The sequence below is a fragment of the Cognatundibacterium aquatile genome (assembly GCF_014699135.1).
GTDB lineage: Bacteria > Pseudomonadota > Gammaproteobacteria > Burkholderiales > Burkholderiaceae_D > Undibacterium > Undibacterium aquatile.
Genome location: NZ_JACOFT010000002.1, coordinates 107,522 through 133,060 on the forward strand (window position 1 = coordinate 107,522; position 25,539 = coordinate 133,060).

22 protein-coding genes and 1 pseudogene are annotated in these 25,539 nt (G+C 47.5%); 16 read left to right on the forward strand and 7 right to left on the reverse strand.

Annotated elements, in window-relative coordinates; all coding sequences use genetic code 11:
- Positions 1 to 16 precede the first annotated feature (16 nt).
- Both H8K26_RS04900 and pgeF read left to right on the forward strand, forming a co-directional pair.
- Positions 17 to 1,057 (forward strand): RluA family pseudouridine synthase, encoded by a 1,041-nt coding sequence (locus tag H8K26_RS04900; RefSeq protein WP_190477815.1) that lies wholly within the window; start codon positions 17 to 19, stop codon positions 1,055 to 1,057.
- 5 nt (positions 1,058 to 1,062) lie between these two features.
- On the forward strand, positions 1,063 to 1,857 hold the full coding sequence (gene pgeF / locus H8K26_RS04905) for a peptidoglycan editing factor PgeF (RefSeq protein WP_190477818.1): 795 nt from the start codon (positions 1,063 to 1,065) through the stop codon (positions 1,855 to 1,857).
- Between the two features lie 11 nt (positions 1,858 to 1,868).
- Here pgeF and H8K26_RS17930 read toward each other — a convergent pair whose 3' ends face one another.
- On the reverse strand, positions 1,869 to 2,216 hold the full coding sequence (locus tag H8K26_RS17930) for a hypothetical protein (RefSeq protein ID WP_317889244.1): 348 nt from the start codon (positions 2,214 to 2,216) through the stop codon (positions 1,869 to 1,871).
- Here H8K26_RS17930 and phaC point away from each other — a divergent pair.
- The 5 genes from phaC to H8K26_RS04935 all read left to right on the forward strand — a co-directional run bounded on the left by phaC (position 2,196) and on the right by H8K26_RS04935 (position 7,511).
- On the forward strand, positions 2,196 to 3,914 hold the full coding sequence (gene phaC / locus H8K26_RS04915) for a class I poly(R)-hydroxyalkanoic acid synthase (protein WP_190477819.1): 1,719 nt from the start codon (positions 2,196 to 2,198) through the stop codon (positions 3,912 to 3,914). The two genes, H8K26_RS17930 and phaC, sit on opposite strands and share 21 nt — an antisense overlap.
- 49 nt (positions 3,915 to 3,963) lie before the next feature.
- Positions 3,964 to 4,704: a 3-ketoacyl-ACP reductase gene (locus tag H8K26_RS04920; protein WP_186885523.1), complete on the forward strand. Its 741-nt coding sequence runs from the start codon at positions 3,964 to 3,966 to the stop codon at positions 4,702 to 4,704.
- Between the two features lie 296 nt (positions 4,705 to 5,000).
- A complete protein-coding gene (gene phaR, locus H8K26_RS04925) occupies positions 5,001 to 5,558 on the forward strand; it encodes a polyhydroxyalkanoate synthesis repressor PhaR (protein WP_186885522.1) in 558 nt (185 codons plus the stop codon).
- Positions 5,559 to 5,691: 133 nt separating this feature from the next.
- A complete protein-coding gene (gene rimO / locus H8K26_RS04930; protein ID WP_186885521.1) occupies positions 5,692 to 7,074 on the forward strand; it encodes a 30S ribosomal protein S12 methylthiotransferase RimO in 1,383 nt (460 codons plus the stop codon).
- Positions 7,074 to 7,511 (forward strand): hypothetical protein, encoded by a 438-nt coding sequence (locus H8K26_RS04935; RefSeq protein ID WP_190477821.1) that lies wholly within the window; start codon positions 7,074 to 7,076, stop codon positions 7,509 to 7,511. Before rimO ends, H8K26_RS04935 begins: the two co-directional genes overlap by 1 nt.
- Before the next feature lie 92 nt (positions 7,512 to 7,603).
- Here the strand turns inward: H8K26_RS04935 and H8K26_RS04940 are convergent, their stop codons facing one another.
- Entirely contained in the window at positions 7,604 to 8,488 is an 885-nt protein-coding gene (locus tag H8K26_RS04940) for a transporter substrate-binding domain-containing protein (protein WP_190477825.1), read from the reverse strand.
- A 461-nt stretch (positions 8,489 to 8,949) separates the two neighbouring features.
- On the opposite strand from H8K26_RS04940, the pseudogene H8K26_RS04945 reads away from it, so the two are divergent.
- Positions 8,950 to 10,140 (forward strand): annotated as a pseudogene (locus H8K26_RS04945) (cystathionine beta-lyase).
- A 72-nt stretch (positions 10,141 to 10,212) separates the two neighbouring features.
- Here the strand turns inward: H8K26_RS04945 and H8K26_RS04950 are convergent.
- The 5 genes from H8K26_RS04950 to H8K26_RS04970 all read right to left on the reverse strand — a co-directional run bounded on the left by H8K26_RS04950 (position 10,213) and on the right by H8K26_RS04970 (position 16,044).
- Entirely contained in the window at positions 10,213 to 10,422 is a 210-nt protein-coding gene (locus H8K26_RS04950) for a hypothetical protein (RefSeq protein WP_186885517.1), read from the reverse strand.
- Between the two features lie 234 nt (positions 10,423 to 10,656).
- Entirely contained in the window at positions 10,657 to 13,395 is a 2,739-nt protein-coding gene (gene acnA, locus H8K26_RS04955; RefSeq protein WP_186885516.1) for an aconitate hydratase AcnA, read from the reverse strand.
- 127 nt (positions 13,396 to 13,522) lie between these two features.
- The gene (locus H8K26_RS04960; protein ID WP_186885515.1) at positions 13,523 to 14,005 is read right to left on the reverse strand and encodes a hypothetical protein; all 483 of its coding nucleotides are present in this window, start codon (positions 14,003 to 14,005) and stop codon (positions 13,523 to 13,525) included.
- Positions 14,002 to 14,988, reverse strand: a complete 987-nt coding sequence (locus tag H8K26_RS04965; RefSeq protein WP_190477827.1) for an HpcH/HpaI aldolase/citrate lyase family protein — start codon at positions 14,986 to 14,988, stop codon at positions 14,002 to 14,004. The genes H8K26_RS04960 and H8K26_RS04965 overlap by 4 nt, the downstream gene beginning before the upstream one ends.
- 66 nt (positions 14,989 to 15,054) lie before the next feature.
- Positions 15,055 to 16,044 (reverse strand): malate dehydrogenase, encoded by a 990-nt coding sequence (locus tag H8K26_RS04970; protein WP_186885513.1) that lies wholly within the window; start codon positions 16,042 to 16,044, stop codon positions 15,055 to 15,057.
- A 343-nt stretch (positions 16,045 to 16,387) separates the two neighbouring features.
- Here H8K26_RS04970 and H8K26_RS04975 point away from each other — a divergent pair, with 343 nt between their 5' ends.
- The 8 genes from H8K26_RS04975 (at position 16,388) to H8K26_RS05010 (ending at position 25,537) form a co-directional block, all read left to right on the forward strand.
- On the forward strand, positions 16,388 to 17,191 hold the full coding sequence (locus tag H8K26_RS04975; RefSeq protein ID WP_186885512.1) for a GntR family transcriptional regulator: 804 nt from the start codon (positions 16,388 to 16,390) through the stop codon (positions 17,189 to 17,191).
- A 173-nt stretch (positions 17,192 to 17,364) separates the two neighbouring features.
- Positions 17,365 to 17,772 carry a succinate dehydrogenase, cytochrome b556 subunit gene (gene sdhC / locus H8K26_RS04980; protein WP_186885511.1) on the forward strand — a complete coding sequence of 136 codons (408 nt, stop codon included), beginning with the start codon at positions 17,365 to 17,367 and terminating at the stop codon, positions 17,770 to 17,772.
- Positions 17,773 to 18,141, forward strand: a complete 369-nt coding sequence (gene sdhD, locus H8K26_RS04985; protein WP_186885510.1) for a succinate dehydrogenase, hydrophobic membrane anchor protein — start codon at positions 17,773 to 17,775, stop codon at positions 18,139 to 18,141.
- Between the two features lie 2 nt (positions 18,142 to 18,143).
- Complete coding sequence (gene sdhA / locus H8K26_RS04990; RefSeq protein WP_186897253.1) at positions 18,144 to 19,919, forward strand: succinate dehydrogenase flavoprotein subunit; 1,776 nt, start codon at positions 18,144 to 18,146, stop codon at positions 19,917 to 19,919.
- Positions 19,920 to 19,931: 12 nt separating this feature from the next.
- Entirely contained in the window at positions 19,932 to 20,642 is a 711-nt protein-coding gene (locus H8K26_RS04995; RefSeq protein ID WP_186885508.1) for a succinate dehydrogenase iron-sulfur subunit, read from the forward strand.
- Positions 20,643 to 20,710: 68 nt separating this feature from the next.
- Complete coding sequence (locus H8K26_RS05000) at positions 20,711 to 21,019, forward strand: FAD assembly factor SdhE (RefSeq protein ID WP_370589952.1); 309 nt, start codon at positions 20,711 to 20,713, stop codon at positions 21,017 to 21,019.
- Between the two features lie 63 nt (positions 21,020 to 21,082).
- Positions 21,083 to 22,387, forward strand: coding sequence for a citrate synthase (gltA, locus tag H8K26_RS05005; RefSeq protein WP_186885506.1), 1,305 nt, complete (start codon positions 21,083 to 21,085; stop codon positions 22,385 to 22,387).
- 294 nt (positions 22,388 to 22,681) lie between these two features.
- The gene (locus H8K26_RS05010) at positions 22,682 to 25,537 is read left to right on the forward strand and encodes a 2-oxoglutarate dehydrogenase E1 component (RefSeq protein WP_190477828.1); all 2,856 of its coding nucleotides are present in this window, start codon (positions 22,682 to 22,684) and stop codon (positions 25,535 to 25,537) included.
- Positions 25,538 to 25,539 lie beyond the last annotated feature (2 nt).

The window sequence follows — 25,539 nt, forward strand, 5'->3', positions numbered from 1 at the left end:
TTACGGATTATAGCCGATGACAAAAAATGTGAAACCAACTACAACAGTGATTTTGTCAGATTCTGATGTTGACGTCGATTTAGACTTAGCAGTTGACGATGAAGAAGTGGACGAAGACTTCTCTTCAGCAGCAGAAAATATAGAATTAAAACTGACCTCCGCTGCATGCGGCGAACGGTTGGATAAGACCATATCAAAATTGGTTCCGGAATATTCCCGCAGCCGTATTCAGCAATGGATAGAGGATGGCTTCGTTACGGTTGATGGGAAGCCCGGCCGGACCAAGATGACGATGCTTGGTGATGAAAAAATTATTATTGAGCCACAGGCCGCTCCCGATGAAGGTGCTTTTGCGCCAGAAGACATTCCTCTGGATATCGTTTATGAAGATGATGCCGTTATTGTTGTGAACAAACCGGCCGGACTGGTGGTGCATCCCGCCGCCGGTAATTGGTCGGGAACTTTGTTGAATGGCTTGCTGTTCCGGTGGCCAGCGCTGTTAGGTGTTCCGCGCGCTGGCATTGTCCACCGTTTGGATAAAGACACCTCGGGATTAATGGTTGTTGCCAAAAACCTGATAGCGCACACGGATCTTGTGCGTCAGTTGCAAGATCGCAGCGTGAAGCGGGAATACTATGCGCTGGTATGGGGAACGCCTAACGTTTCCGGTACCGTTGATGCGCCAATGGCAAGACATCCGCGTGACCGTATCAAGATGGCAGTTTCTCGCAGTATTACTGCCAAGCCCGCCGTCACGCATTTTCAGCGTATCGCGACGGGGATGTTAGAGAAATTTCCTGTCAGCTTAGTGGCATGTCAGTTAGAAACTGGTCGCACCCACCAGATTCGTGTTCACATGCATTCTCTAGGATTTCCTTTGGTGGGGGATCCTTTGTATGGCAAGCAGCATCTCGCACGTTTTTTCCCACGACAAGCCTTGCAAGCGAGGAAGCTGGGATTAATTCATCCGCAGACGGGTGAACATGTGGAGTGGGAAGTGGCCGTTGCTGATGATTTTCTTCAGTTGCTGAATGATGCTGGAATTTCCTTGCCATGAGTCGTATGCCGCAAGATACCTTGCCGTTTCCGGTAATCCAACCCGACTGGTGCGGCATTCATTCTTCAGTGAAGGCATTTTCAACGTTACGCAGCGGTGGTGTGAGTTCCGGAGTATATGGGAACGTTTGCGGAGTGCACGGAATGAATCTCGGGTTGCATGTTCAGGACCATCCTGCGGCAGTTCTTGACAATCGCGCAAAAATAAATGCATGTCTGCCATCCGATGTCATCTTACCATCACAAGTTCACGGTAATATTGTCGTGGATGTTGATGTCCTTGAGTCTAGAATGGAGGCTGATGCCGTCGTCAGTTCGGTCAGCGGGAAAGTTTGCGCAATTCTGACCGCTGATTGTCTGCCAGTTTTGTTTTGTGACGAAAGCGGAAAAGTTGTTGCTGCCGCACATGCGGGTTGGCGTGGGTTAGCGAATGGGATATTGCAGAGTACGGTTGCCGAAATGCGTGCTCGGGGAGCTGAGCGGATTTTTGCGTGGATGGGGGCGGCAATAGGTCCGGACACATTTGAGGTTGGTCAAGATGTAGTTGATATTTTTGCATCTGCGGGTAAAAATTTTGTACACTGCTTCAGCAAAAAAACGTCTTCGACTGAGACGGAAAAGTATTTTGCTGATATCTATCAGTTGGCGAGAGAAATTTTATTGTTTGAAGGCGTCAATGATATTTTTGGCGGCAGCTTTTGTACCTTTACCGATAAAGAAAACTTTTATTCGTATCGGCGCGACGGTGTTACCGGGCGCATGATCAGTTTGATTTGGCTTGACGCCGCAGCTAATAAATAAGTGTCTTCGGCTTATGTTTCTGAATGGGCTTTGTCAGAGCCGGATTGTTGCGGTGCAGCTTGGTTTTCTGCTCGCTTATGCTTGCGTTGAGGGGCGCGCATCAGGTATAAAACAATAGACAAAGGAAAAACACAGTACATGATAAAAGTCATGCATCCTGCGATAAATGAAGGTTCAGTCATTGCCATCAGCAAAACAACATAGATCCAGGCAATTGCGACAATGTACATAAAATTTCTTTCTAAATTCAGTCTGTCTGGCAGAGGAAAATCAAATATCAGGATAGCAGGACGTTCAATAATTAACTTGAAACGATACGCGAAAATCAGGAGACTCGCATGAAGACTTTCGATCCTCAAGCTATGTACTCCGAATGGATGTCACAGTTGGGAAGTCAGGCACCTTGGCAGGATTGGGTTCAGCCAGTAAGGGCTATGGCGGAAATGCCGGTATCAGATGTGTTAAAAGATATCGGTGCGAAGATAGATCCGGCGGCGCTGGCACGCTTGCAGAATGAATACATGCAGGAGTTCGGGCGTTTGTGGCAGGATTTCGCTTTGTCGAAATTGCCGGAATTGAACGATAAGCGTTTTTCCGCAACGGACTGGCATAATCATGCGATGCACTCTTACAGTGCTGCCAGCTATTTGTTGAATGCACGGTTTCTGATGGCAATTGCTGAGGCAGTTGAAGCTCCGCAAAAAATCAAACAAAAAATTAGTTTTGCGGTGCAGCAAATGATTGATGCGATGTCTCCAGCCAATTTCCTGGTTACAAACCCCGAGGCGCAGTCAAAGCTTATCGAAAGCAAAGGGGAAAGTCTGGCCCGGGGCATCAGTCAGATGCTCGCTGATATGCAAAAGGGGCGCATATCGCAGACGGACGAGTCTGCGTTTGAAGTGGGTAAAAACGTAGCAACAACGGCAGGTAAAGTGGTTTTTGAAAACCGTTTATTTCAGTTGATTCAATATACCCCTCTGACGAAAACAGTTCATCAGCGCCCATTGCTGATGATTCCGCCTTGTATTAATAAATATTACATTCTTGATCTGCAACCAGAGAACTCGCTGGTACGCTATGCCGTTGAGCAAGGGCACACGGTATTTCTGGTTTCGTGGGCCAACCCTGATGGGTCTATGTCTGAAGTGACATGGGATGACTACATTGAAGACGGTGCAATCAAGGCTTTTGAGGTCGTACGCGCCATCAGTAAACAGGAAAAGGTTAATGCCTTTGGTTTTTGCGTCGGTGGCACGATTATTTCTACGGCTTTGGCGGTGTTGGCGGCACGTGGAGTTCATCCCGCAAGCAGCCTCACGTTGTTGACGACCTTACTGGACTTTTCAGACACGGGTGTGCTGGACGTGTTTGTGGACGAGGTACAGGTTGCGTTGCGCGAGCAAAGTATCGGGCGGAAAGGCATTATGCCGGGTCGTGATCTGGCTAGTACTTTTTCAAGCTTACGTGCGAATGATCTGGTTTGGAGCTATGTGCAGTCGAATTATCTGAAAGGGGAGGCGCCGCCGCCGTTCGATCTTTTGTATTGGAATGCCGATAGTACTAATTTACCGGGGCCTATGTTTTGCTGGTATCTGAGAAATACTTATCTGGAAAATAAATTACGACAAACCAGTGAGTTGACCGTTGCAGGTAATCAGGTTTCTCTCGGAACGATTGATGCGCCTGTATTTGTGTACGGTTCCCGTGAGGATCACATCGTTCCCTGGAAGGCCGCTTTTGCATCGCTGAATATATTGAATCCAGAGCACAAAGAGCGAAATATGTTTGTGCTTGGCGCTTCTGGCCATATCGCCGGCGTCATCAATCCTCCGGCAAAGAAAAAACGCAGCTATTGGTTTAATCCGGTTGCAACTGAGAGCGCTGATGCCTGGTTTTCCGGCGCAGTTGAACATCAAGGTAGTTGGTGGCCGGTATGGTCAGAATTTCTGGCAAAACATGGCGGGAAAATGGTAAAGGCACCTGTAAAACCGGGAAATGCAGAATATACGGAAATCGAAGCAGCCCCCGGACGCTACGTCAAAGTCAGAGCAAATTAGTGTAATGGTGGATATTTCTGCAGTTTAAATTTAAAACAGGAGAAAAAGTATGGCGAAACGTGTTGCGTACGTAACAGGTGGTATGGGTGGAATCGGGACTCCAATTTGCAGACGTTTGTGCAAAGAAGGCTATACCGTCATCGCAGGTTGTGGCCCGAACTCTCCTCGCAAGGATAAATGGCTCGCCGATATGCGTGCCGAGGGGCTGGACATTCATGCTTCAGAGGGGAACGTTTCAGATTGGGAATCAACCAAAGCTGCTTTTGATAAAGTTAAGGCAGAAGTTGGTGAAATTGATGTGTTGGTGAATAACGCCGGTATTACCCGTGATGGTCAGTTCCGGAAAATGAGCAAGGCCGATTGGGATGCCGTGATGGATACCAACTTGAACTCGTTGTTCAACGTCACCAAGCAAGTCATTGAAGGTATGGTTGATCGTGGCTGGGGTCGGATTATTAATATCTCTTCGGTCAATGGGCAGAAAGGGCAGTTTGGTCAGACTAATTATTCCACCGCGAAAGCTGGTATCCATGGATTTACGATGGCGCTGGCGCAGGAAGTTGCGACCAAAGGTGTGACGGTTAATACTGTCTCTCCAGGTTATGTCGGTACGGATATGGTGAAGGCGATTCGACCTGATGTGCTTGAAAAAATCGTTTCCGGCATCCCGGTAAAACGTCTGGCCGAACCGGAAGAAATCGCTTCTATTGTCGCCTGGATCGCATCGGATGAAGGTGGATATGCAACGGGATCTGACTTCTCGATTAATGGTGGTTTGCATATGGGATAAGAGTGACGCCAGTGGTCACTGTTGTTTGTTGTTCGATGTCAATTTAAACAAGTTTGCTACTGTTTTTTTACTGCAATGCGGTAGAATATGCTCACCAAAGTAAGGATTTTGGTGGGCATATTTTTTTTGCCAATTTAAAAAACAACGTTAAAAATAGCGATAAAAAGGGGACAATCAAATTGCTGTACTCAATGGCATAAGAGTGCATGCGTTTGTTTGAGTGAGTCTTGGTTTTATTTAGTCGAAACTTGATTTCGCGATGAAGCCGGATGTGTAAGTTATCGATTGAGATTTCAATGAATAGCGCAAAAAAATCAACACAGCATCTGATTAAAAAATATCCGAATCGCCGTCTCTACGATACGCAAACGAGTAGTTACATTACCTTGGTGGATGTAAAGCAGTTTGTGCTTGAAAACGACGATTTCGCCGTGGTTGATGCTAAAACGGGTGAAGATCTGACGCGTAGTATTTTGCTGCAGATTATTCTCGAAGAAGAGGCCGGTGGCTCACCTATGTTTTCCAGCGTTGTGTTATCCCAGATCATTCGTTACTACGGTCATGCCATGCAGGGAATGATGGGTAATTATCTTGAAAAAAACGTGCAGGCATTCATTGATATTCAGAATAAACTGGCTGAAAATTCCAAAGGAATCTACGAAGGTAAGCCGTTCAGCCCTGAAATGTGGACGCAATTCATGAATGTCCAGGGGCCGATGATGCAAGGCATGATGGGTAATTACATCGATCAAAGTAAAAATCTGTTCGTACAAATGCAGGAGCAGATGCAAAATCAGGCTAAAAATATATTCAATGTTTTTCCGTTTAACCCGGAAGATGTGAATAAAAAGTAAGCAGGCATTTTAATTACGACAGCTTAAGCCTCTGATTTTTCAGGAATTTTCATCCTAAGCTGGGCAAGAAAAGGTGGTAAAGGGTACAATGGCGGATTCGCTTTTGTACCCTTTTTGTTATCTACGCATCGTTATGTCCATTACTGAAATACGCCGTCCCGAAGTCACGAACTCCCCTAAAGTTGGATTTGTCTCCCTCGGTTGCCCGAAGGCACTGGTTGATTCTGAACAAATCCTGACCCAGCTTCGTGCTGAAGGATATGAAACCGCGAAATCTTATGATGGAGCCGATCTGGTCATCGTCAATACCTGCGGATTTATTGATGCGGCGGTTCAGGAGTCTCTTGATGCCATCGGTGAAGCTTTGGCTGAAAACGGTAAGGTGATTGTTACTGGTTGCCTAGGTGCGAAGAAGGACGCGGACGGCAACGACATGATTCAGTCTATTCACCCCAAAGTTCTCGAAGTGACCGGGCCGCACGCCTTGAGTGAGGTAATGACTGCAGTCCATAAGCATTTACCTAAGCCGCACGAGCCATTCATTGATCTGGTGCCGGCGCAAGGCGTGAAGCTGACCCCTAAGCATTTTGCTTATCTCAAGATTTCTGAAGGTTGTAATCATCGCTGCAGTTTCTGCATTATTCCTTCTATGCGTGGTGATCTGGTGTCGCGTCCAATCGCGGATGTGATGCTGGAAGCAGAAAACCTGTTCAAAGCTGGTGTGAAAGAGTTATTGGTTATTTCGCAGGATACCAGTGCCTATGGCGTGGACGTGAAGTTTCGCACCGGCTTCTGGAACGGCAAACCAGTCAAAACACACATGACGCAACTGGTCGAGGCGCTCGGTGAACTCGCGAAGCAATACGATGCATGGGTACGTCTGCATTATGTCTATCCTTATCCGCACGTGGATCAGATTATCCCATTCATGAACAATGGCCATGTTTTGCCTTATCTGGATGTGCCACTGCAACATGCACACCCCGATGTGCTGAAACGGATGAAGCGCCCAGCCAGTGGCGAAAAAAATATAGAACGTATCAAGGCCTGGCGCGAGATGTGTCCGGAAATCACGATACGCTCGACCTTTATCGCTGGTTTTCCCGGTGAGACGGAAGAAGAATTTGAATACCTTCTGGATTTTTTGAAAGAAGCAGAAATCGACCGACTTGGTTGTTTTGCGTATTCACCGGTGGAAGGTGCAACAGCGAACGAATTAGCCAATCAATTACCAGATGATGTTCGCGAAGATCGTCGCCGTCGTGTGATGGAGTTGCAGGAAGAAATTTCTAAAAAACGTTTGCAGGCGAAAATTGGTAAAACGGTGCGCGTATTGATAGATTCTCTTGATCGTAGTGGTGGCGTCGGCCGCTCGTCTGCGGATGCGCCGGAAATTGACGGTGTTGTTTACGTCAAGCCGCCATTTGAGCCGCACCGCAAGCTGAAGGTGGGAGAATTCGTTAACGTCACTATTACCGCAGCGGATGCGCATGACTTGTGGGGTGAGGCAGTTTGATGAGGTGGATGTTGTCGGTCAGACTATCGCTGATTGTTTGCTTGTGTATAGGGACAGTCCAGGCGCAGGAGCTGCAAACTGGTAGTGCGATGTCGAATCCTGTGTTTGCCAGAGCCATAGAGTTGCGTGGACAATTGGGTGCTAAGCAGGTGCGTATGCATTTGCAACCGAAAACCGAAGATCGCGACAGTGTTGAAGGTAGTTATGTCGTTGTCGCAGGTGCGCAGCAAAGTCAGAAAATTTTGCTTGCCGGGGAGGTGACCGCAGACAGGCTGAGTATGGAAGAATCGGTGGATGGTACGGATGTTTCCGGTCAATGGGATGGTGATCTTCAAGGGCAAACTGTGCGTGGCATCTGGTTATCCGCCGATGGCAATGTCCGGCAGGATTTTACGTTAGAGATAGTGAATACTGATCCACAGAAAACGAAGAAGTGACGCAGCAAGAAATAAAAAAAGGCGCATACAGCGCCTTTTTTTATACAGATAGTATCCGCAAACCTGAGCGGCAAATATGCCGCATGTTTATGCTACCTGACGGGAACATACCAAAGTTTTGCATCGTTCACTGGTGTATTTTTGGGAAGCAGCGGGTTGCTCAGACGTATAACGTTGCGTCCTTTTAAATTCAGCTTTTCGATTGCATCTTGATGGTATTTATTGAAGATCGCATCGAAGCTGCCATCTTTTTGCATGATGCGTAAGCCGGTTTCCACTCTGTCCCGTATCGCAGTATCTTGTTTGTTGAAGAAAAAATAGTAGGGAAACGGATAGTAAATCAGCAGATTCTTTTCTATGCTCAGTTCTGGATTACGTTCTTTATTTTTTTCGTACTCGGTCAGAATTTCGCCAATACCACGCGGGAATCCATCGAAACGATTGGCGGTCAGCATTTTGAAAAGCTGGGAATATTTTCCCTGTATAACCCTGATGCCGTAGTTCTCATAGATTGCATTGTCATTCCAGTCCACGCCCTGACCAAGGCTTACTTTTTTCAGGTCTTCCGGCGTCTTTATCTGATCAAATTTTGGCTGATTTTCTTTGTTGATCAGAAGAACGCGATAGCCGAGCAAGCCTTTGCGCAAAGGGAAGCGTATCGTCGCAAAACGCTGTTCCAACTCGATCGAGGTTGGATTCCACGTGACATTAATGTTATGTTCGTTTTTTTCCAGTTCTTGTAATACCCGTTTTTTTGGCATGATTTGCGCGTCTGGAAGACACTCATAATCACCGTATCGTGAGCGGGTTTTTTCCAGTGCAGTACACAGAATTTCAATCACGTCATTAAAACGCGTTTCATTCTGAACTTCGCCGGCAGAATAGATGACCCGGGTGATCGCTGCCTGGGTCAAGACTGGAATCAGAATCAGATATACGAGTAAGCTACTACGGAGTATTAAAAGGAGGACATTCATCTCATTGCAAATACGGGTGTGTACGTTCGTTTTAGTGTGGCGTAGTCAATGATTGATATGGCCGCATTTTTTGCGTCTGCTGGTCGGACAGATACAAGGGCAAAAATAGCGATGTCCTCTTGGATACAAAGGCGTCATTCTAATCGACTTTTATTACAGGAAATTTATGTTGGACCGCAATCATGCTGGTTTTTGCCGCGTTGAAACGATGTTTTACAAAATTACCATGATGTTCTGTTTTTGATGGGGGGATGATTGCTGCCGATCGGTGTCAGTTGTGCTGATGATGCAGATAACTGGCCGGTAAAATCTGGTTTTGATAGATACTCCCCCATTTTTTTAAGTAAATGTATGAAATCTCCTTGTCGAATATTGGGCTCTCAATATACTGGGGGGAGTATATTCTTCGTACAGATGTGTGCTGGGATGTTTTGATATTGCTGAATCAATCAAGGTGTTATATGACAAAAAAAGAAGCTCAGATCTCTGGTGTTGCTACCCGTGCGATTCATAGTGCTTATACAGCGCCAGATGGTTTCGGTGCGTTTCCTGTAGCGATTCATCACGCGTCGACAGTATTGTTTGACAGTGTCGCTGCGATGAGATCACGCAGTTGGCAGGATAAATCCTCGTACACCTATGGTCTGCATGGCACACCAACCAGTTTTACCCTTGAGGCGCGTTTAGCAGAAATAGAGCAGGGCAATCATTGCCTGTTAGTGCCGAGTGGGCTGGCGGCAATCACGCTGATAGATCTGGCATTGCTGAAAAGCGGTGACGATGTATTGATTCCGGATAACGTCTATAACCCGAATCGCGATCTGGCGAATTGGCTGAGTCAGAATTATGGTATCAGCGCACGCTTTTATGATCCGTTGATTGGCGCTGGCATTGCTGAGTTGATTCAGGAAAATACCCGCCTGATCTGGACCGAAGCACCGGGTTCGGTATCGATGGAAGTGCCTGATATTCCGGCGATCTGTGCTGCTGCACACGCCCGGGGAGTTTTGGTGGCGCTCGATAACACCTGGTCTGCGGGTATCGCCTTTCCGGCGTTTGCACATGGCGTGGATATCATCATGCAGGCGCTGACGAAATACTAAAGTGGTGGCTCGGATGTGTTAATGGGTGCAGTCATCACCAAAGACAAAGCACTCAATACGCGTTTGCAGCTTGCGCACATGCGCCTGGGCTTTGGTGTGGGCATGGATGATGTGTATCTGGTATTGCGTAATTTACCCAGCCTGAAATTGCGTTTTGAGGCGCATGATCGCAGTGCGCGTGAAGTCGCTGCCTGGCTGGCCCAACGTTCGGAGATTGGCAAGGTGCTGCATCCTGCTTTTCCGGATTGCCCCGGACATGAGGTTTGGAAGCGCGATTTCAGTGGAGCAGGTGGCTTGTTCTCAGTGCTGTTTGATGAGGGTTATACCGAGCAGCAAACGGATCGTTTTGTCGATAGTCTGAACTTATTCAAGATTGGTTTCAGCTGGGGCGGTGCGCACAGCCTGTGCCTGCCTTACCGCATAGAACAGATGCGGGATCGCTGGCAGTCCAGAGGTATTCTGGTGCGCTTTAATATCGGCCTGGAAGAGCCGGCAGATTTGATCGCCGACATTGAGCAGGCGTTGGTGGAAATGAAAAAAGCTGCCTGAAATAAGGCAGCTTTTTTTACTCGGCAATCAATACAGAAAATAAATGGATTGATGCAGAGACGAGCAACTAAATTATTTGCTGCTGGCAGCGGCATCGCTGGCTGGAGCAGGGGCAGCAACGGGTGCAGGTGTAGTGGCTTCGGCGCTGGCGGATGCGGAGTGAACTTCGGTTGGATTATGACCGGCCGCTTCGCCCTGCATATCAACTTTGTCGCCAGCTTTGAAGATTAAAAACAGTGCTGCTGCGGCAAAAATAATAAAGCCGACGAGAATTTTCCACATAGTTGTCTCCTGAAAGAATTTAAAACTGTTTTAGTATCTGATTGTTTGAATGCCGTCTGCGACACGGCAGATGTAATTCAAGCATAGCGTTACATTAAACGGGCTGGCTTACAACTTCCTTGCAATCATACTCAAGCTTCAAGATTGTCAGGCAAAAAAATGGGGTGCATTCCAGAAGGAGTGCACCCCATTTTTATTTCACAATGCCGCTGTTTTGACAGCGGCATTGATGCATTACGCTGCCGACAATAATTGACGCAAGACGAATGGCAGGATACCGCCATGTTTGTAGTAATCAACTTCGATAGGCGTATCAATGCGCAACAGAACTTTCACTTCCTGAGTTTCACCGTTAGCACGGTGGATAACCAGAGTGACTTCCTGTTGTGGTTTGATATCGTTCTCTATGCCTTTCAGATCGAAGGATTCATTGCCTGTGATGCCTAAGGAGTCAACGCTGTCTGTGCCCAGGAATTGCAAAGGCAATACACCCATACCAACCAGGTTGGAGCGGTGAATACGCTCGAAAGAGCGTGCGATCACTGCTTTGACGCCCAGCAATTGCGTACCTTTTGCAGCCCAGTCACGGGAAGAGCCTGTACCGTATTCTTCGCCACCGAAGATCATGGTTGGCGTACCTTCAGCAACGTATTTCATCGCTGCATCGTAGATCGCCATTTGTTCGCCAGTTGGCTGGAACAATGTTTCACCGCCTTCAACGCGGGAGCCATCTTCTTTCGCAGGGATCATCAGGTTTTTGATACGAACATTGGCAAATGTACCGCGCATCATGATTTCGTGGTTACCACGACGTGAACCGTAGGAGTTGAAGTCAGCCTTCAATACGCCATTTTCTTTCAGCCATTTACCTGCTGGGCTGGATTCTTTGATAGAGCCAGCTGGAGAGATATGGTCAGTCGTGATGGAGTCACCAAATACGCCCAGTGCGCGTGCACCAGTGATGCCAGTCGCAGCAGCTTTTGGCTCCATAGCGAAGTCAGCAAAGAATGGTGGCTCAGCAATGTACGTGGAAGCAGGCCAGTTGTAGACTTCACCTTCTGCTACACCCTTGATGTTTTCCCACAGCTTACCTGGTGCGCCTTTCACGTCAGCATAGTTGTCTTTGAATGTTTTTGCATTCATCGCAAACTTCATCAGTTTTTGAATTTCTGCGCTGGTTGGCCAGATGTCACCCAGGAAAATGTCTTTACCTTTAACGCGACCAACTGGTTCTGTCATCAGATCTTTCGTCATGTTGCCAGCAATAGCGTAAGCAACGACGAGTGGAGGGGACGCCAGGAAGTTGGAGCGGATATTCGGGTGAATACGTGCTTCAAAGTTACGGTTGCCAGACAACACAGCGGATGCCACGACGTCGTTAGCGACGATCGCTTCATTCATTGCTGGAGTCAGATCACCGGCGTTACCGATACAGGTTGTGCAACCATAAGCAGTGACACCGAAACCGAGTTTTTCCAGATATGGCAACAGGCCAGCCGCTTCCAGATATTTAGTGACGACGCGGGAGCCAGGCGCCAGCGACGTTTTGATATGCGGAGCTACTTTCAAACCAGCTTCAACTGCTTTTTTCGCTAACAAACCAGCGGCCAGCAAAACGCTAGGATTGGATGTGTTAGTGCAAGAAGTAATCGCCGCAATCAGAACATCGCCGTTCTTAACTTTGACGCCATCAGCGTTGGTGTATTCCGCATCCAGATCTTCAATTTTTTTGTTGAAGCCGTTTTCAGATGTTGGTTTTGCAAACAGGTCAGCGAATGTCGATTTAACGTTACCGATTTCGATACGATCCTGTGGACGCTTAGGGCCCGCCAGTGATGGCGAAACTGTCGACAGATCCAGCGAAATTTCAGTGGTGTAATCGATGTCGCCTTTTTTCGGAATACCGAACATTTTCTGAGCTTTGAAATAGCCTTCGAATGCATCGATTTCTGCTTTAGTGCGGCCTGTACCTTTGAAATAGTCGATGGTTGCTTCGTCAACTGGGAAGAAGCCCATCGTTGCGCCGTATTCCGGAGCCATGTTGGCGATAGTTGCACGATCTGTCAGGGACAGTGTGCGTGTGCCTTCGCCGAAGAATTCAACGAATTTACCAACGACTTTTGCTTTACGCAGCAATTCAGTGATTGTCAGTACCAGATCGGTTGCAGTGCAGCCTTCGCGCAACGCGCCAGTCAGATTTACACCAACCACGTCAGGTGTCAGGAAGTACACTGGCTGACCGAGCATACCGGCTTCAGCTTCGATACCACCCACGCCCCAGCCAACCACGCCAATACCGTTGATCATGGTGGTGTGAGAATCAGTACCTACCAATGTGTCTGGGTAGTAAACTTCGTTTTTCTTCGCGTCTTTAACTTTGTGTACACCACGTGCCAGGTACTCAAGGTTAACCTGGTGAACGATACCGAAGCCAGGAGGAACCACGCCGAATGTATCAAACGCTTGCATGCCCCATTTCATGAACTGGTAACGCTCGTTGTTGCGCGAGAATTCCAGTTTCATGTTCAGGTCCAGCGCTTTCTTTTCTCGGAAATGATCGATTTGTACAGAGTGATCCACGACCAGATCAACTGGAACCAATGGCTCGATATTTTTTGGATTTTTGCCTTGTTTTGCGGCGACGTTACGCATTGCTGCCAGATCGGCCAGCAGAGGAACGCCGGTAAAGTCTTGCAGCACAACGCGGGAAACCACGAATGGGATTTCGTCAACGCGGGAAGCTGTTGCACCCCAATTAGCTAATTGCTTAACGTGTTCTTCAGTAACTTTTTTGCCGTCGCAGTTACGCAGAACAGATTCCAGAACCACGCGAATGGAAACTGGCAGACGGGAGATTTTAACGTCCAGGGTTTTTTCCAGTGCAGGCAAAGAGAAGAACTTGCCTTTCTTCGTGTCTGAAATTTTAAAATCTTTCAGGGTTTTGAATGCATCTTGATACGCATTTTGGCTCATGGCTGTTCCTTATTTACAAAAATCAAAGATCAAATAACATGTTTACTACTATCCCATGTCGCTCTATGCATATACAGATATGTGTATGCATTGGGTGACGTGGACTTGAACCTTAAAAGCTTGAAAACTACTTTGTTTGTACAGCACTGTCGGTGCTTGCAGACGATTCCGCCAATACTTGTTGTGCAGTCTTGCATTCGTTTGCAAGTTGCAGACCTTTGCGAGAATCAAGCAGCAGTCCTTTCGCAGGAATGCCTATCCAGATAAAGCCCGCCTTCGTATTTTCGAATCGATGCGCGCCTGTCGTCGTTTCCACGCGGGACATGCGGTACAGGCGTTTTTTCCAACGCATTGCGATATGCTGCGGGTCGTCTGCGTTGCTGTACATGGTGAGGGAATTGCCCAGTTCGCATTTGTAATCAGCACTGGCATGCAATTGCACATCCGGCTCAGCTTCTTCCTCGTCCTTGGCAGAGTGTGTTGGAGTCTTGCTTGCTTTTGAGGACACTTTCGCTTTGTTTTTTGCGATTTCAGCTTGCGCTGTCATTGGAGAAAAAATAAAGCTGCCGGCAAACACCAAGCCTGCGATGCGGAGTGACAAGGTATTCATAGAGAGTCTCCTTTAAGTAATGCTTGCGCCATTGCTGGCAAGTTAGTCGCACCTGATGCGGCGCGTTTCAAGATGGTCCAGTAGTAACGATAACTGGCTCTGTCATGCAATTTCCCCTGAAATTGAATCGGAGCCCATTGTTTTTGTTGTGCAGCCATCAGTATATCGGTTGCCTCAATAACTTCATCAAATTGAGGCGCCATTGTCGTGATGATCGTTTGAATCTGATCTGGGTGAATACTCCACATGCGCGTGTAACCTAAATCATTTTTCGCTCGCTTTGCATCATTGGCGATGATACTGGAGTCCTTGATTTCTGTTGTTACATTGTGTGATGGTACTTTTCCGTAACGATGGCAAGCCGCAGCTATTTCAAGTTTTGCGCGAACCACTAAAGGGTGTTCAAATTGCCCTGGCGAACGCATTACGGTAGCAGGAATTGCGCCAAAATGAGCCGAGACAAAATCCATAATTCCAAATGACAGGCATTCAACTTGTGGAATAGCTGCGATCGCCATTACATTTGCAAGTGCTTCATGTGATTCAATCAGGACATGAACGGGTAAATGCTTTCTGCCAGCGGCTTCCGCATGCAAATTTATTCTTTTTATCGCGGCTGTAACCTGCGGTGCTGAGTCAACTTTGGGTAATACGACATAAGCCAGTTTATTTGCTGCGGCTGGCAATATGATTGATAAATCCTGTTCAAACGCCGCGTGGTGGAGGTCGTGTACTCTGACACCGATGCGATTGTGACGATTTTCCTGGCTATTCAGCAGATCTGCTACCAGCCTTGAGTGTTCGGCTTCATTGCCGGTCGCGGCACCATCTTCGCAATCAAACGTGATGTCAAACACAGCACCAAGCGTTTGCTGGAGTGCCATAGACTTCCGCATTAACTTTTCTGAACCTGCATAGTGATCGCAAACCGGTAAAAATACCGGTGTTAGCTGATCCTGAAATAAGGCTTGAGAAGGATGCATCAGGCTATGGCAATAAAATGCTGACAGGCAGAGTTCACATTCAAATGAATTCTGCCTTTATTTAAATCAGCCAACCAGATGTTTTACACCATCACGCTCTTCTTGCAACTCGTTGAGTGTGATGTTGATGCGTTCACGAGAGAATTCGTCGATTTCCAGACCTTGAACGATTTTGTATTCGCCATTTTCTGTTGTTACAGGGAAACCGAACATGGTGCCTTCAGGGATGCCATAAGAGCCATCGGAAGGAATGCCCATCGTTGTCCATTTACCGTTTGTGCCCAAAACCCAGTCACGTACGTGATCGATTGCTGCATTCGCTGCAGATGCTGCAGAAGACAGGCCACGTGCTTCAATGATTGCTGCGCCGCGTTTGCCTACTGTTGGCAGGAATACATCTTTGTTCCAGACTTGATCGTTGATCAGGTCTTTAACGGAAGCGCCATCTGCAGTTGCAAAACGATAGTCAGCATACATTGTTGGAGAATGATTGCCCCATACGCAGAGTTTTTCAATCGCAGCAACTGGCTTGCCAATTTTTGCAGCAACTTGAGACAAGGCGCGGTTGTGATCCAGACGCAGCATTGCAGTGAAGTTTTTCGCCGGCAGATTAGGTGCGGATTTCATGGCGATGTAAGCGTTTGTGTTAGCTGGATTGCCAACCACCAGAACTTTGACATTGCGTGATGCAACTGCATCTAACGCTTTACCTTGAACTGTGAAAATCTGCGCATTGGCTTCGAGCAGATCTTTACGTTCCATGCCTGGGCCACGTGGACGTGCGCCAACTAACAAAGCAACGTCGATATCTTTGAATGCAGTCATCGGATCGCTGTGTGCTGTCATGCCAGCCAGCAATGGGAACGCGCAATCGTCGATTTCCATCATCACGCCTTTCAGCGCTTTTTGAGCTTTTTCGTCTGGGATTTCCAGTAATTGCAGAATGACTGGCTGATCTTTACCAAGCATATCGCCATTAGCAATACGGAACAGAAGGGAATAACCGATTTGACCAGCAGCGCCGGTAACAGCTACGCGCATAGGGGATTTAGCCATGATGCATCTCCGAAAAGTGGTATGAAAAATGATGTTCAAACATGTTGCGACGATACTAGCCCGCAACGGAAAATACTCAATGATACCGCTGAAATTGTCTGCTGGTCAGCCAAAATACATGTTTCCATGCGCTTTTCGCTTTACATTGCAGATATCCAAACTATATTGCCTGATAGTTGTTTGCTGCATTTACGCCTTTGCTGCTATCAGTGTCAATCGCTCGGACGCGAGTGTAGGCTCTATGTTTTACCATGTCAATCACTATCTTATGTCTTATATAAGACATATAAGTTGCTAGTTATTTGTGGACGTGATGGGTGTTTTTGTGGTGAAATTGCGGACTATGACTTCTATTACACCAAATGCCAATATTTATCCGGGGAGCTCGATGAGCTCTGGCGCTGGCGTTGCAGGTTCGGTTGCCGGTGCGGCGCCAACCTTTAGTCCTCTTTATCAGCAAATCAAAGCATTGATTACTCAGGGTTTGCAATCCGGAGAGTGGAAGCCGGGCGAGCTCATTCCCAGTGAGATGGAGTTGGCGAGTCGCTTTAAGGTTAGTCAGGGAACGGTGCGCAAAGCAATCGACGAATTGTCTGCTGAAAATCTGGTGGTGCGTCGCCAGGGGAAGGGCACTTTCGTTGCGACTCATCACGAGGCAAGAGCGCAGTTCCGTTTTCTCAGATTGGCGCCGGATGAAGGCGTGCCACATTATCCCGAAAATCAAATTATTGAAGTCCGCCGTTTGCGGGCGCCGGCTGAGGTTGCGCGCTTGCTTGAGATTAAGTCCGGTGATTCTGTGGTCTTTATTCGTCGGGTTCAGTCATTTTCGGGTGTGCCGACAATTCTCGATGATCTGTGGTTGCCGGGCTCTATTTTTAAGGGTTTGACGGCGGAGCGTCTGAATGAATATAAGGGACCGATGTACGGTTTGTTTGAGACCGAGTTTGGTACGCATATGATTCGCGCTTCCGAGCAGATTAGGGCGGTCTGTGCTGACGATGTCGCTGCGCATTTGCTGCATGTGAATATGGGCACGCCGCTACTGAATGTTGAGCGTGTTTCTTTTACTTATGGTGATAAACCGGTGGAGTTGCGGCGAGGTTTATATTTGACGACCAGTCATCATTACCGGAATGAATTGAGCTAGTGAATTGAGCTGGTTTTTGGGTGATTTTAGCCCGAGTCAGCTCAGCGCATAATCGTATTTAGTATTAAGATAGAGAAGTTTTGCAGAATGAGGTCATTTTTGTTGGTGCAATGCACCAAAATGAGCGAAAATTGCAGGGTTTTTGTACAGACTAGTTAATGGGGAGATTATTTATGTCTGAAGTAGTGAAAAACAGGCCGCGCTATGGAGTGATGCGCCTGGTAGATGCAACTGGATACCGCTTGCCGCTGGCGGGTGTGGTTTCTATTTTGCACCGCATTAGTGGAATGTTGATGTTCTTGTTGTTGCCTTTCATTCTGTATTTGTTGGACAAGAGCGTTACTTCTGAGGTGTCGTTCGCGGAGTTGCAGCGTTTTACTTCCGGCGTATTTGTTAAGTTGGTTATTCTCGCACTCGTCTGGGCCTATCTGCATCACTTTTGTGCAGGTGTACGCCATTTGATTATGGATCTTCACTACGGTCTTGATAAGCATACAGCGCGTAAATCTGCTTTAAGCGTGTTGATCGTCAGTGTTTCTTTGGCTGCCTTGATCGGCTTGAAATTGTTTGGAGTATTTTAAATGGCAAATAACAACATTGGCCCTAAGCGCCTCGTTGTAGGTGCACATTACGGTGTGCGTGATTGGCTGGCACAACGTGTTACGGCGATCGTCATGGCATCGTACACAGTTATTTTGCTGGCGATGTTTTTGACGGGCAGTAACTTTACTTACGAAGGCTGGGCAGGAATTTTTGCTCAACAATGGTTTAAGTTGGCGACGTTTTCCGTAGTTATCTGCTTGTTGTATCACGCTTGGGTCGGTATGCGTGATGTCTGGATGGATTATGTGACACACAATGTGTTTGTTCGTCTGGTATTTCAGGTTGCCACTATTTTGTGGCTGGTTGCTAGTGCTGGTTATGCAGCACAGATTTTGTGGAGAGTATAAAAGTGGCTGCAATTAAATCCGCAATTCCTACCCGTCGTTTTGATGCGGTTATCGTCGGTGCTGGTGGTTCAGGCATGCGTGCTTCGTTGCAATTGGCTGAAGCTGGTCTGAATGTCGCGGTGCTCTCTAAGGTTTTTCCAACGCGTTCTCACACGGTTGCAGCGCAAGGTGGTATCGGTGCTTCTTTAGGGAATATGTCTGAGGATAACTGGTTCTGGCACATGTTTGATACTGTCAAGGGTGGTGATTACCTTGGCGATCAGGATGCAATTGAATTTATGTGTCGCGAAGCACCAAAAGTGGTCTACGAACTGGAGCACTTTGGTATGCCATTCGACCGCAATGCTGATGGCACGATTTATCAACGTCCATTTGGCGGTCACACTGCTAATTTCGGTGAAAAGCCAGTTCAGCGCGCTTGCGCGGCTGCCGATCGTACCGGTCACGCGTTGCTGCACACGCTGTATCAGCGTAACGTTCGCGCCCGTACACACTTCTTCGTTGAGTGGATGGCGATTGATCTGATTCGTGATGCTGAAGGCGATGTTGTTGGTGTCGTTGCGCTGGAAATGGAAACTGGCGAAGTGATGATGCTGGAAGCTAAGCAAACGATTTTTGCTACCGGCGGCGCTGGTCGTATCTGGGCTGCTTCTACTAACGCATTTATTAATACCGGCGACGGTATGGGTATGGCTGCGCGGGCTGGTTTGCCTTTGCAGGATATGGAGTTCTGGCAATTCCATCCAACCGGTGTTGCCGGTGCGGGTGTGTTGATTACTGAGGGCGTGCGCGGTGAGGGTGGTATTCTGGTGAATAGTCAGGGTGAGCGTTTCATGGAACGCTATGCGCCAACACTGAAAGATCTGGCTCCACGTGATTTCGTTTCCCGTTCTATGGATCAGGAAATTAAAGAGGGTCGTGGCTGTGGTCCGAATAAAGATCACGTCATGCTGGATTTGCGTCACATTGGCGCTGACACTATTCAAAAACGTCTGCCATCCATTCTCGAAATTGCACATAAATTCGCGAACGTGGATGCAACCAAAGAGCCTATTCCTGTCGTTCCAACAATCCACTACCAGATGGGCGGTATTCCGACCAATATTCACGGTCAGGTTGTTACGACTAAAAACGGCAGCAATGAAATTGTCAATGGCTTGTACGCGATCGGTGAATGTGCCTGCGTATCTGTGCATGGTGCAAATCGTCTGGGTACAAATTCTTTACTTGATCTGTTGGTGTTTGGGCGTGCTGCGGGTAACCATATCGTTGCAAGCAACCTTAAAGCACGTAGCAATAAAGAGTTGCCTGCCGACGCGGCGGATGTTGCCTTGGAGCGTTTATCACGCATTGAAAACTCTACCGGTTCAGAGCGCGTTCAGGATGTGGCAAATGCCATCCGGAAAACGATGCAGCAGCATTGCGGCGTATTCCGTACAGACGAGTTACTGCAAGAAGGCTACAAAGAAATTATGGAGCTTGATGAGCGCCGTAAGCATGTTTCGTTTAAAGATAAATCCAAAGTGTTTAATACAGCCCGTGTTGAAGCGCTGGAGTTGGATAACCTGATTGAAACAGCGAAAGCGACCATCACATCGGCGAATGCACGTAAAGAATCTCGTGGTGCGCACGCTCACCGCGATTATGAAAAACGTGATGACGATAACTGGATGAAGCATACCCTCTGGTATTCCGAAGGCAATCGCCTCGATTACAAACCAGTTGTGACTAAGCCTCTGACTGTTGAAACCTTCAAGCCAAAAGCTCGTACATTCTAAAGAGATAACACTATGGCACGTACACTGAAATTTAAAATTTATCGCTATGATCCTGATAAGGATGCAAAGCCTTACATGCAGGATCTGACTGTTGAATTGCAAGATACCGACAAAATGTTGCTTGACGCATTGCAACGCATTAAAGCCGACGTTGATGATTCATTGGCTTTGCGTCGTTCATGCCGCGAAGGTGTGTGCGGTTCTGATGCGATGAATATCAACGGTAAGAATGGTCTGGCTTGCACTACCAATCTGAATGAATTGTCTGAGCCTATCGTTTTGCGTCCTTTGCCAGGTTTGCCTGTGATCCGCGATCTGATCGTGGATATGACGCAATTCTTCAAGCAATACAATTCCATCAAGCCATACCTTATGAATGACTCTATCCCTCCGGAAAAAGAGCGTCTGCAATCGCCTGAAGAACGTGAAGAACTGGATGGCTTGTACGAGTGCATTCTTTGTGCTTGCTGTTCTACATCATGCCCATCGTTCTGGTGGAATCCTGATAAATTCGTAGGCCCTGCAGGTCTGTTGCAGGCATACCGTTTTATCGCCGATTCACGCGATGAAGCAACTGCGCAGCGTCTGGATAATCTGGAAGATCCATATCGTTTGTTCCGTTGCCACTCAATCATGAACTGTGTTGATGTTTGCCCTAAAGGTCTGAACCCGACCCGGGCAATCGGCAAAATCAAAGAATTAATGGTTCGTCGCGCAGTCTGATCAATTTGAAGTGGCGCTGTCAGGCGCCACTTCTATTTCATGCAGTTTTTTTTGAAGAGCTGCATGAAATGGAAGCATTAAAAGAGAAAGTAACTATGTCTGAGCTTGCAGGAAATTCTCATCAAAGTGATCCAGTGAAGCGTGCTCGCCTTCGCTGGCGTGCGCGACGCGGATTGTTGGAAAACGATCTGATACTGACGCGATTTCTGGATATCAATGAAGAGTCATTAAGTGATGAAGAGGTGGATGCCTTCAGTCGCCTGATGGAATTGTCAGACAGTGTCCTGATGGACTTGATAATGGCGAAGAAAGAGCCGGAAGCAGAAGTGGATTTGCCACATGTTCACGCTTTGCTCTCTCGTCTGCGGATTGCCTGACTGGAAATGATTTTTTTTGTGTTTTTTTGATTAACGACTCACCTCTTATCTGAAGGAAGAGCCATGACTAATTCTGAAACAAAAGCAACCCTCTCATTCTCTGATGGCTCGCCATCATTGGATATGCCGATTTACAAGGGATCGATTGGTCCTGATGTTATAGACATCCGTAAGTTGTATGGCTCTACTGGCATGTTTACATATGATCCAGGTTTCATGTCGACTGCGGCATGTAATTCTTCGATCACCTATATTGATGGTGATAAAGGTGAGTTGCTGTACCGCGGCTATCCGATTGAGCAGTTAGCGGTTAACGGCGGTGATTTTCTTGAAACTTGCTATTTGTTGTTGAATGGTGAGTTGCCGACAGCAGAAGAAAAAGCAAAATTTGTTGCGACCGTGACTAATCACACGATGGTTCACGAACAGATGCAATTCTTCTTCCGTGGCTTCCGGCGCGATGCGCATCCGATGTCTGTGCTGGTTGGTACGGTTGGTGCCTTGTCTTCGTTCTATCACGATTCCCTGGATATTAACGATCCTCATCACCGTGAAGTATCAGCGATTCGTCTGATAGCAAAAATGCCGACGCTGGTAGCTATGGCATATAAATATTCTATTGGTCAGCCTTTCGTTTATCCACGTAACGATTTGTCTTACAGCGCGAACTTCATGCATATGATGTTCTCGACACCATGTGCAGAATACAAAGTCAATGAAGTTCTGGTTCGTGCTTTGGATCGTATCCTGATTTTGCATGCAGATCACGAGCAAAACGCATCGACATCGACAGTGCGTCTGGCTGGTTCTTCTGGTGCGAATCCATTTGCATGTATCGCTGCTGGTATCGCTTGCTTGTGGGGTCCTGCTCACGGCGGTGCAAATGAGGCTGCACTGAGCATGCTGGAAGAAATCGGCAGCGTCGATAATATTCCTAACTTCATCGCTCAGGTCAAAGACAAAAACTCTGGCGTCAAGCTGATGGGCTTTGGTCATCGCGTTTATAAAAACTACGATCCACGTGCAAAACTGATGCGCGAAACTTGCTATGAAGTATTGCAAGAACTGGGTCTGCAAGATGATCCATTGTTTAAACTGGCAATGGCTTTGGAAAAAATCGCGTTGGAAGACGAATACTTCGTTAGCCGTAAGTTGTACCCGAACGTTGACTTCTACTCTGGTATCGTACAGCGTGCACTGGGTATCCCAACTGCCTTGTTTACTGGTATTTTCGCTCTGGCGCGTACAGTTGGTTGGATCGCTCAATGGAAAGAAATGATTTCTGATCCTGAGCAAAAAATCGGCCGTCCACGTCAATTGTTTGTTGGCGCCGCAAAGCGCGACGTTCCTGCGATCGATAAGCGTTAATTCTGTTGATCAGCTACTGCACTGCAGCATCGAAAAAAGCGAGTCTTTGTGGCTCGCTTTTTTTTTATTCGTTAAATATGCTATGCTTCGGCTCAAATGTAAATTTTAGATGTTTTTTCGTTTTGGAATCAAAAAATATATTGTTATTGATGTGCGTTTTGACTCCGATACGAGAATAGTTTGAAACAAGCCCTTCCCCACAACTTGATGTGCAATCCGCTAACCGGTCAGGCCGTGTCGCGGAAGGTTAGACTAACCCGCTAATCTCGCGAAACGCGAAGAAAGGTGAGCAAGATGATGCAACAATATAACGCTAATTCGTATTTGTTCGGCGGCAATGCGCCGTATGTAGAGGAACTTTACGAAGCGTATCTGAATAATCCCGGTTCTGTTCCTGAAAACTGGCGTGCGTATTTCGACGCCATGCAACACGTGCCAGCAGTTGACGGCTCCAGTAAGCCCGACGTTGCTCACGCACCCGTGATTGCTTCTTTTGCAGAACGTGCAAAACAAGGTCCTATCCGTGCCGTCAGCGCAAACGCCGATGCCGATATGGGTCGTAAGCGTGTTTTCGCGCAGCAACTGATTGCAGCTTATCGTTTCCTGGGTAGCCACTGGGCTAACCTTGATCCTTTGCAACGTCAGGAGCGTCCAGGCATCCCTGAGCTGGATCCTAGTTTTTACGGATTCACCGATGCCGACATGGACATCAAATTCAATATCTCGAATACCTATTTCGGACCTGAATTAGCTTCTTTACGTGACCTGATTAATTTTTTACGTGATACTTACTGCCGTTCCATCGGTGCCGAGTTCATGTATATCAGCGATCCAGCTGAAAAACGCTGGATACAGCAAAAACTTGAATCCATCCGTTCCACACCTTCCTTTACTCCAGAGAAGAAAAAACACATTCTCGACCGTTTGACGGCTGCAGAAGGACTGGAACGCTATCTTCATACTAAATACGTCGGTCAGAAACGTTTTTCTCTCGAAGGTGGCGAAAGTTTCATCGCATCGATAGATGAAACAATTCAGCGCGCCGGTGAGCGCGGTGTCGAGGAAATCGTTATCGGTATGGCCCACCGTGGACGTCTGAACGTTCTGGTCAATACTCTGGGTAAAATGCCTCAGGATTTGTTTGCTGAATTTGAAGGCAAACACGGTGACGACTTGCCAGCAGGCGACGTTAAATACCACCAAGGCTTCTCATCCGATATTTCTACTCCAGGCGGCCCGGTACATCTGTCGCTGGCATTTAATCCTTCCCATCTGGAAATCGTTAATCCTGTGGTTGAAGGCTCTGTCAAAGCGCGTATGGATCGTCGCGGTGACAAAGATGGCTCACAAGTATTGCCTATTCTGGTACATGGCGATGCCGCTTTCGCAGGGCAGGGCGTTGTGATGGAAACCCTGAATCTGGCGCAGACACGTGGCTACGGCACAGGTGGTACAGTGCATATCGTGATTAACAATCAAATCGGTTTCACGACATCTGATCCACGCGATTCCCGTTCTACATTGTATTGCTCTGACGTCGTTAAGATGATTGAAGCACCGGTCTTGCATGTGAATGCGGATGACCCGGAAGCCGTTGTTCTGGCAACGCAAATTGCTCTTGATTACCGTATGGAATTCAAGAAAGACATCGTTGTTGATATCATCTGCTACCGTAAATTGGGTCACAACGAACAAGATACACCAGCATTGACACAACCGCTGATGTACAAAAAAATCGGACAACATCCTGGTACGCGTAAATTGTATGCAGACAAGCTGGCTGCGCAAGGTACGATTCCTGCTGATGGCGGCGATCAGATGGTTAAAGCTTATCGCGATGCGATGGATGCAGGTAAGCATACCCATGACCCTGTCATCTCCAACTTTAAAAACAAATTTGCGGTTGACTGGATTCCATTCCTGAACCGTAAATGGACCGATGCTGCTGATACAGCTGTGCCGCTGACTGAGCTGAAACGTCTGGCTGAGCGTATTACAGTTGTGCCTGAAGGCTTCAAACCTCATAGTCTGGTAGAAAAAGTTCTTGGCGACCGCGCTACGATGGGTCGTGGTGAAATGAATCTGGACTGGGGTATGGGCGAACACCTTGCTTATGCTTCTCTGGTTTCCTCAGGTTATGCAATTCGCCTGACAGGTCAGGACGCTGGTCGTGGTACCTTCGTTCATCGTCATGCTGTTCTGCATGATCAGAAACGTGAACGCTGGGATGCTGGTACGTACATTCCTCTGCAAAATATCTCTGATAAACAGGCACCATTTACTGTTATCGATTCCGTTTTGTCAGAAGAAGCGGTACTGGGCTTTGAATATGGTTATTCCACAGCAGAGCCAAACACACTGACTATCTGGGAAGCACAGTTCGGCGATTTCGCTAACGGTGCGCAGGTCGTGATCGATCAGTTCATCAGTTCCGGTGAAGTGAAATGGGGCCGTGCCTGCGGTCTGGTCATGATGCTGCCGCATGGTTACGAAGGTCAGGGTCCTGAGCATTCATCCGCTCGTCCTGAACGTTTCCTGCAATTGTGTGCAGACAACAATATGCAAGTCGTTCAGCCGACAACTGCAGCACAGATTTTCCATCTGTTGCGCCGTCAGATGATTCGTCAGTTCCGCAAGCCACTCGTGATCATGACGCCGAAATCCTTGTTGCGTAACAAAGATGCAGGCTCTCCATTGTCTGATTTGGCAAAAGGCAGCTTCCATACTGTGATTGGTGAAGTTGACGAAACGATCGATGCGAAGAAAGTCAAACGCGTGATCGCTTGCTCCGGCAAGGTGTACTACGATCTGGTCAATGCACGTAAAGAGCGTGCGCAGACAGATACTGCGATCATCCGTGTTGAGCAGTTGTATCCGTTCCCACATAAGAGCTTCGCTGCGGAATTGAAAAAATTCCCTAACCTAGCAGAGTTGGTGTGGGCACAGGATGAACCGCAAAATCAAGGTCCATGGTTCCAGATTCAGCACAATATTTTTGAAAGTCTGGAAGAAGGCCAGAAACTTGCTTACGCAGGTCGTCCAGCGAGTGCATCGCCAGCTGTCGGTTACTATGACAAGCACTATGCACAGCAAAAAGCATTGCTGGAAACGGCATTTTCCAAACTCAAGGGCTTTGTCCTGACTAAATAATG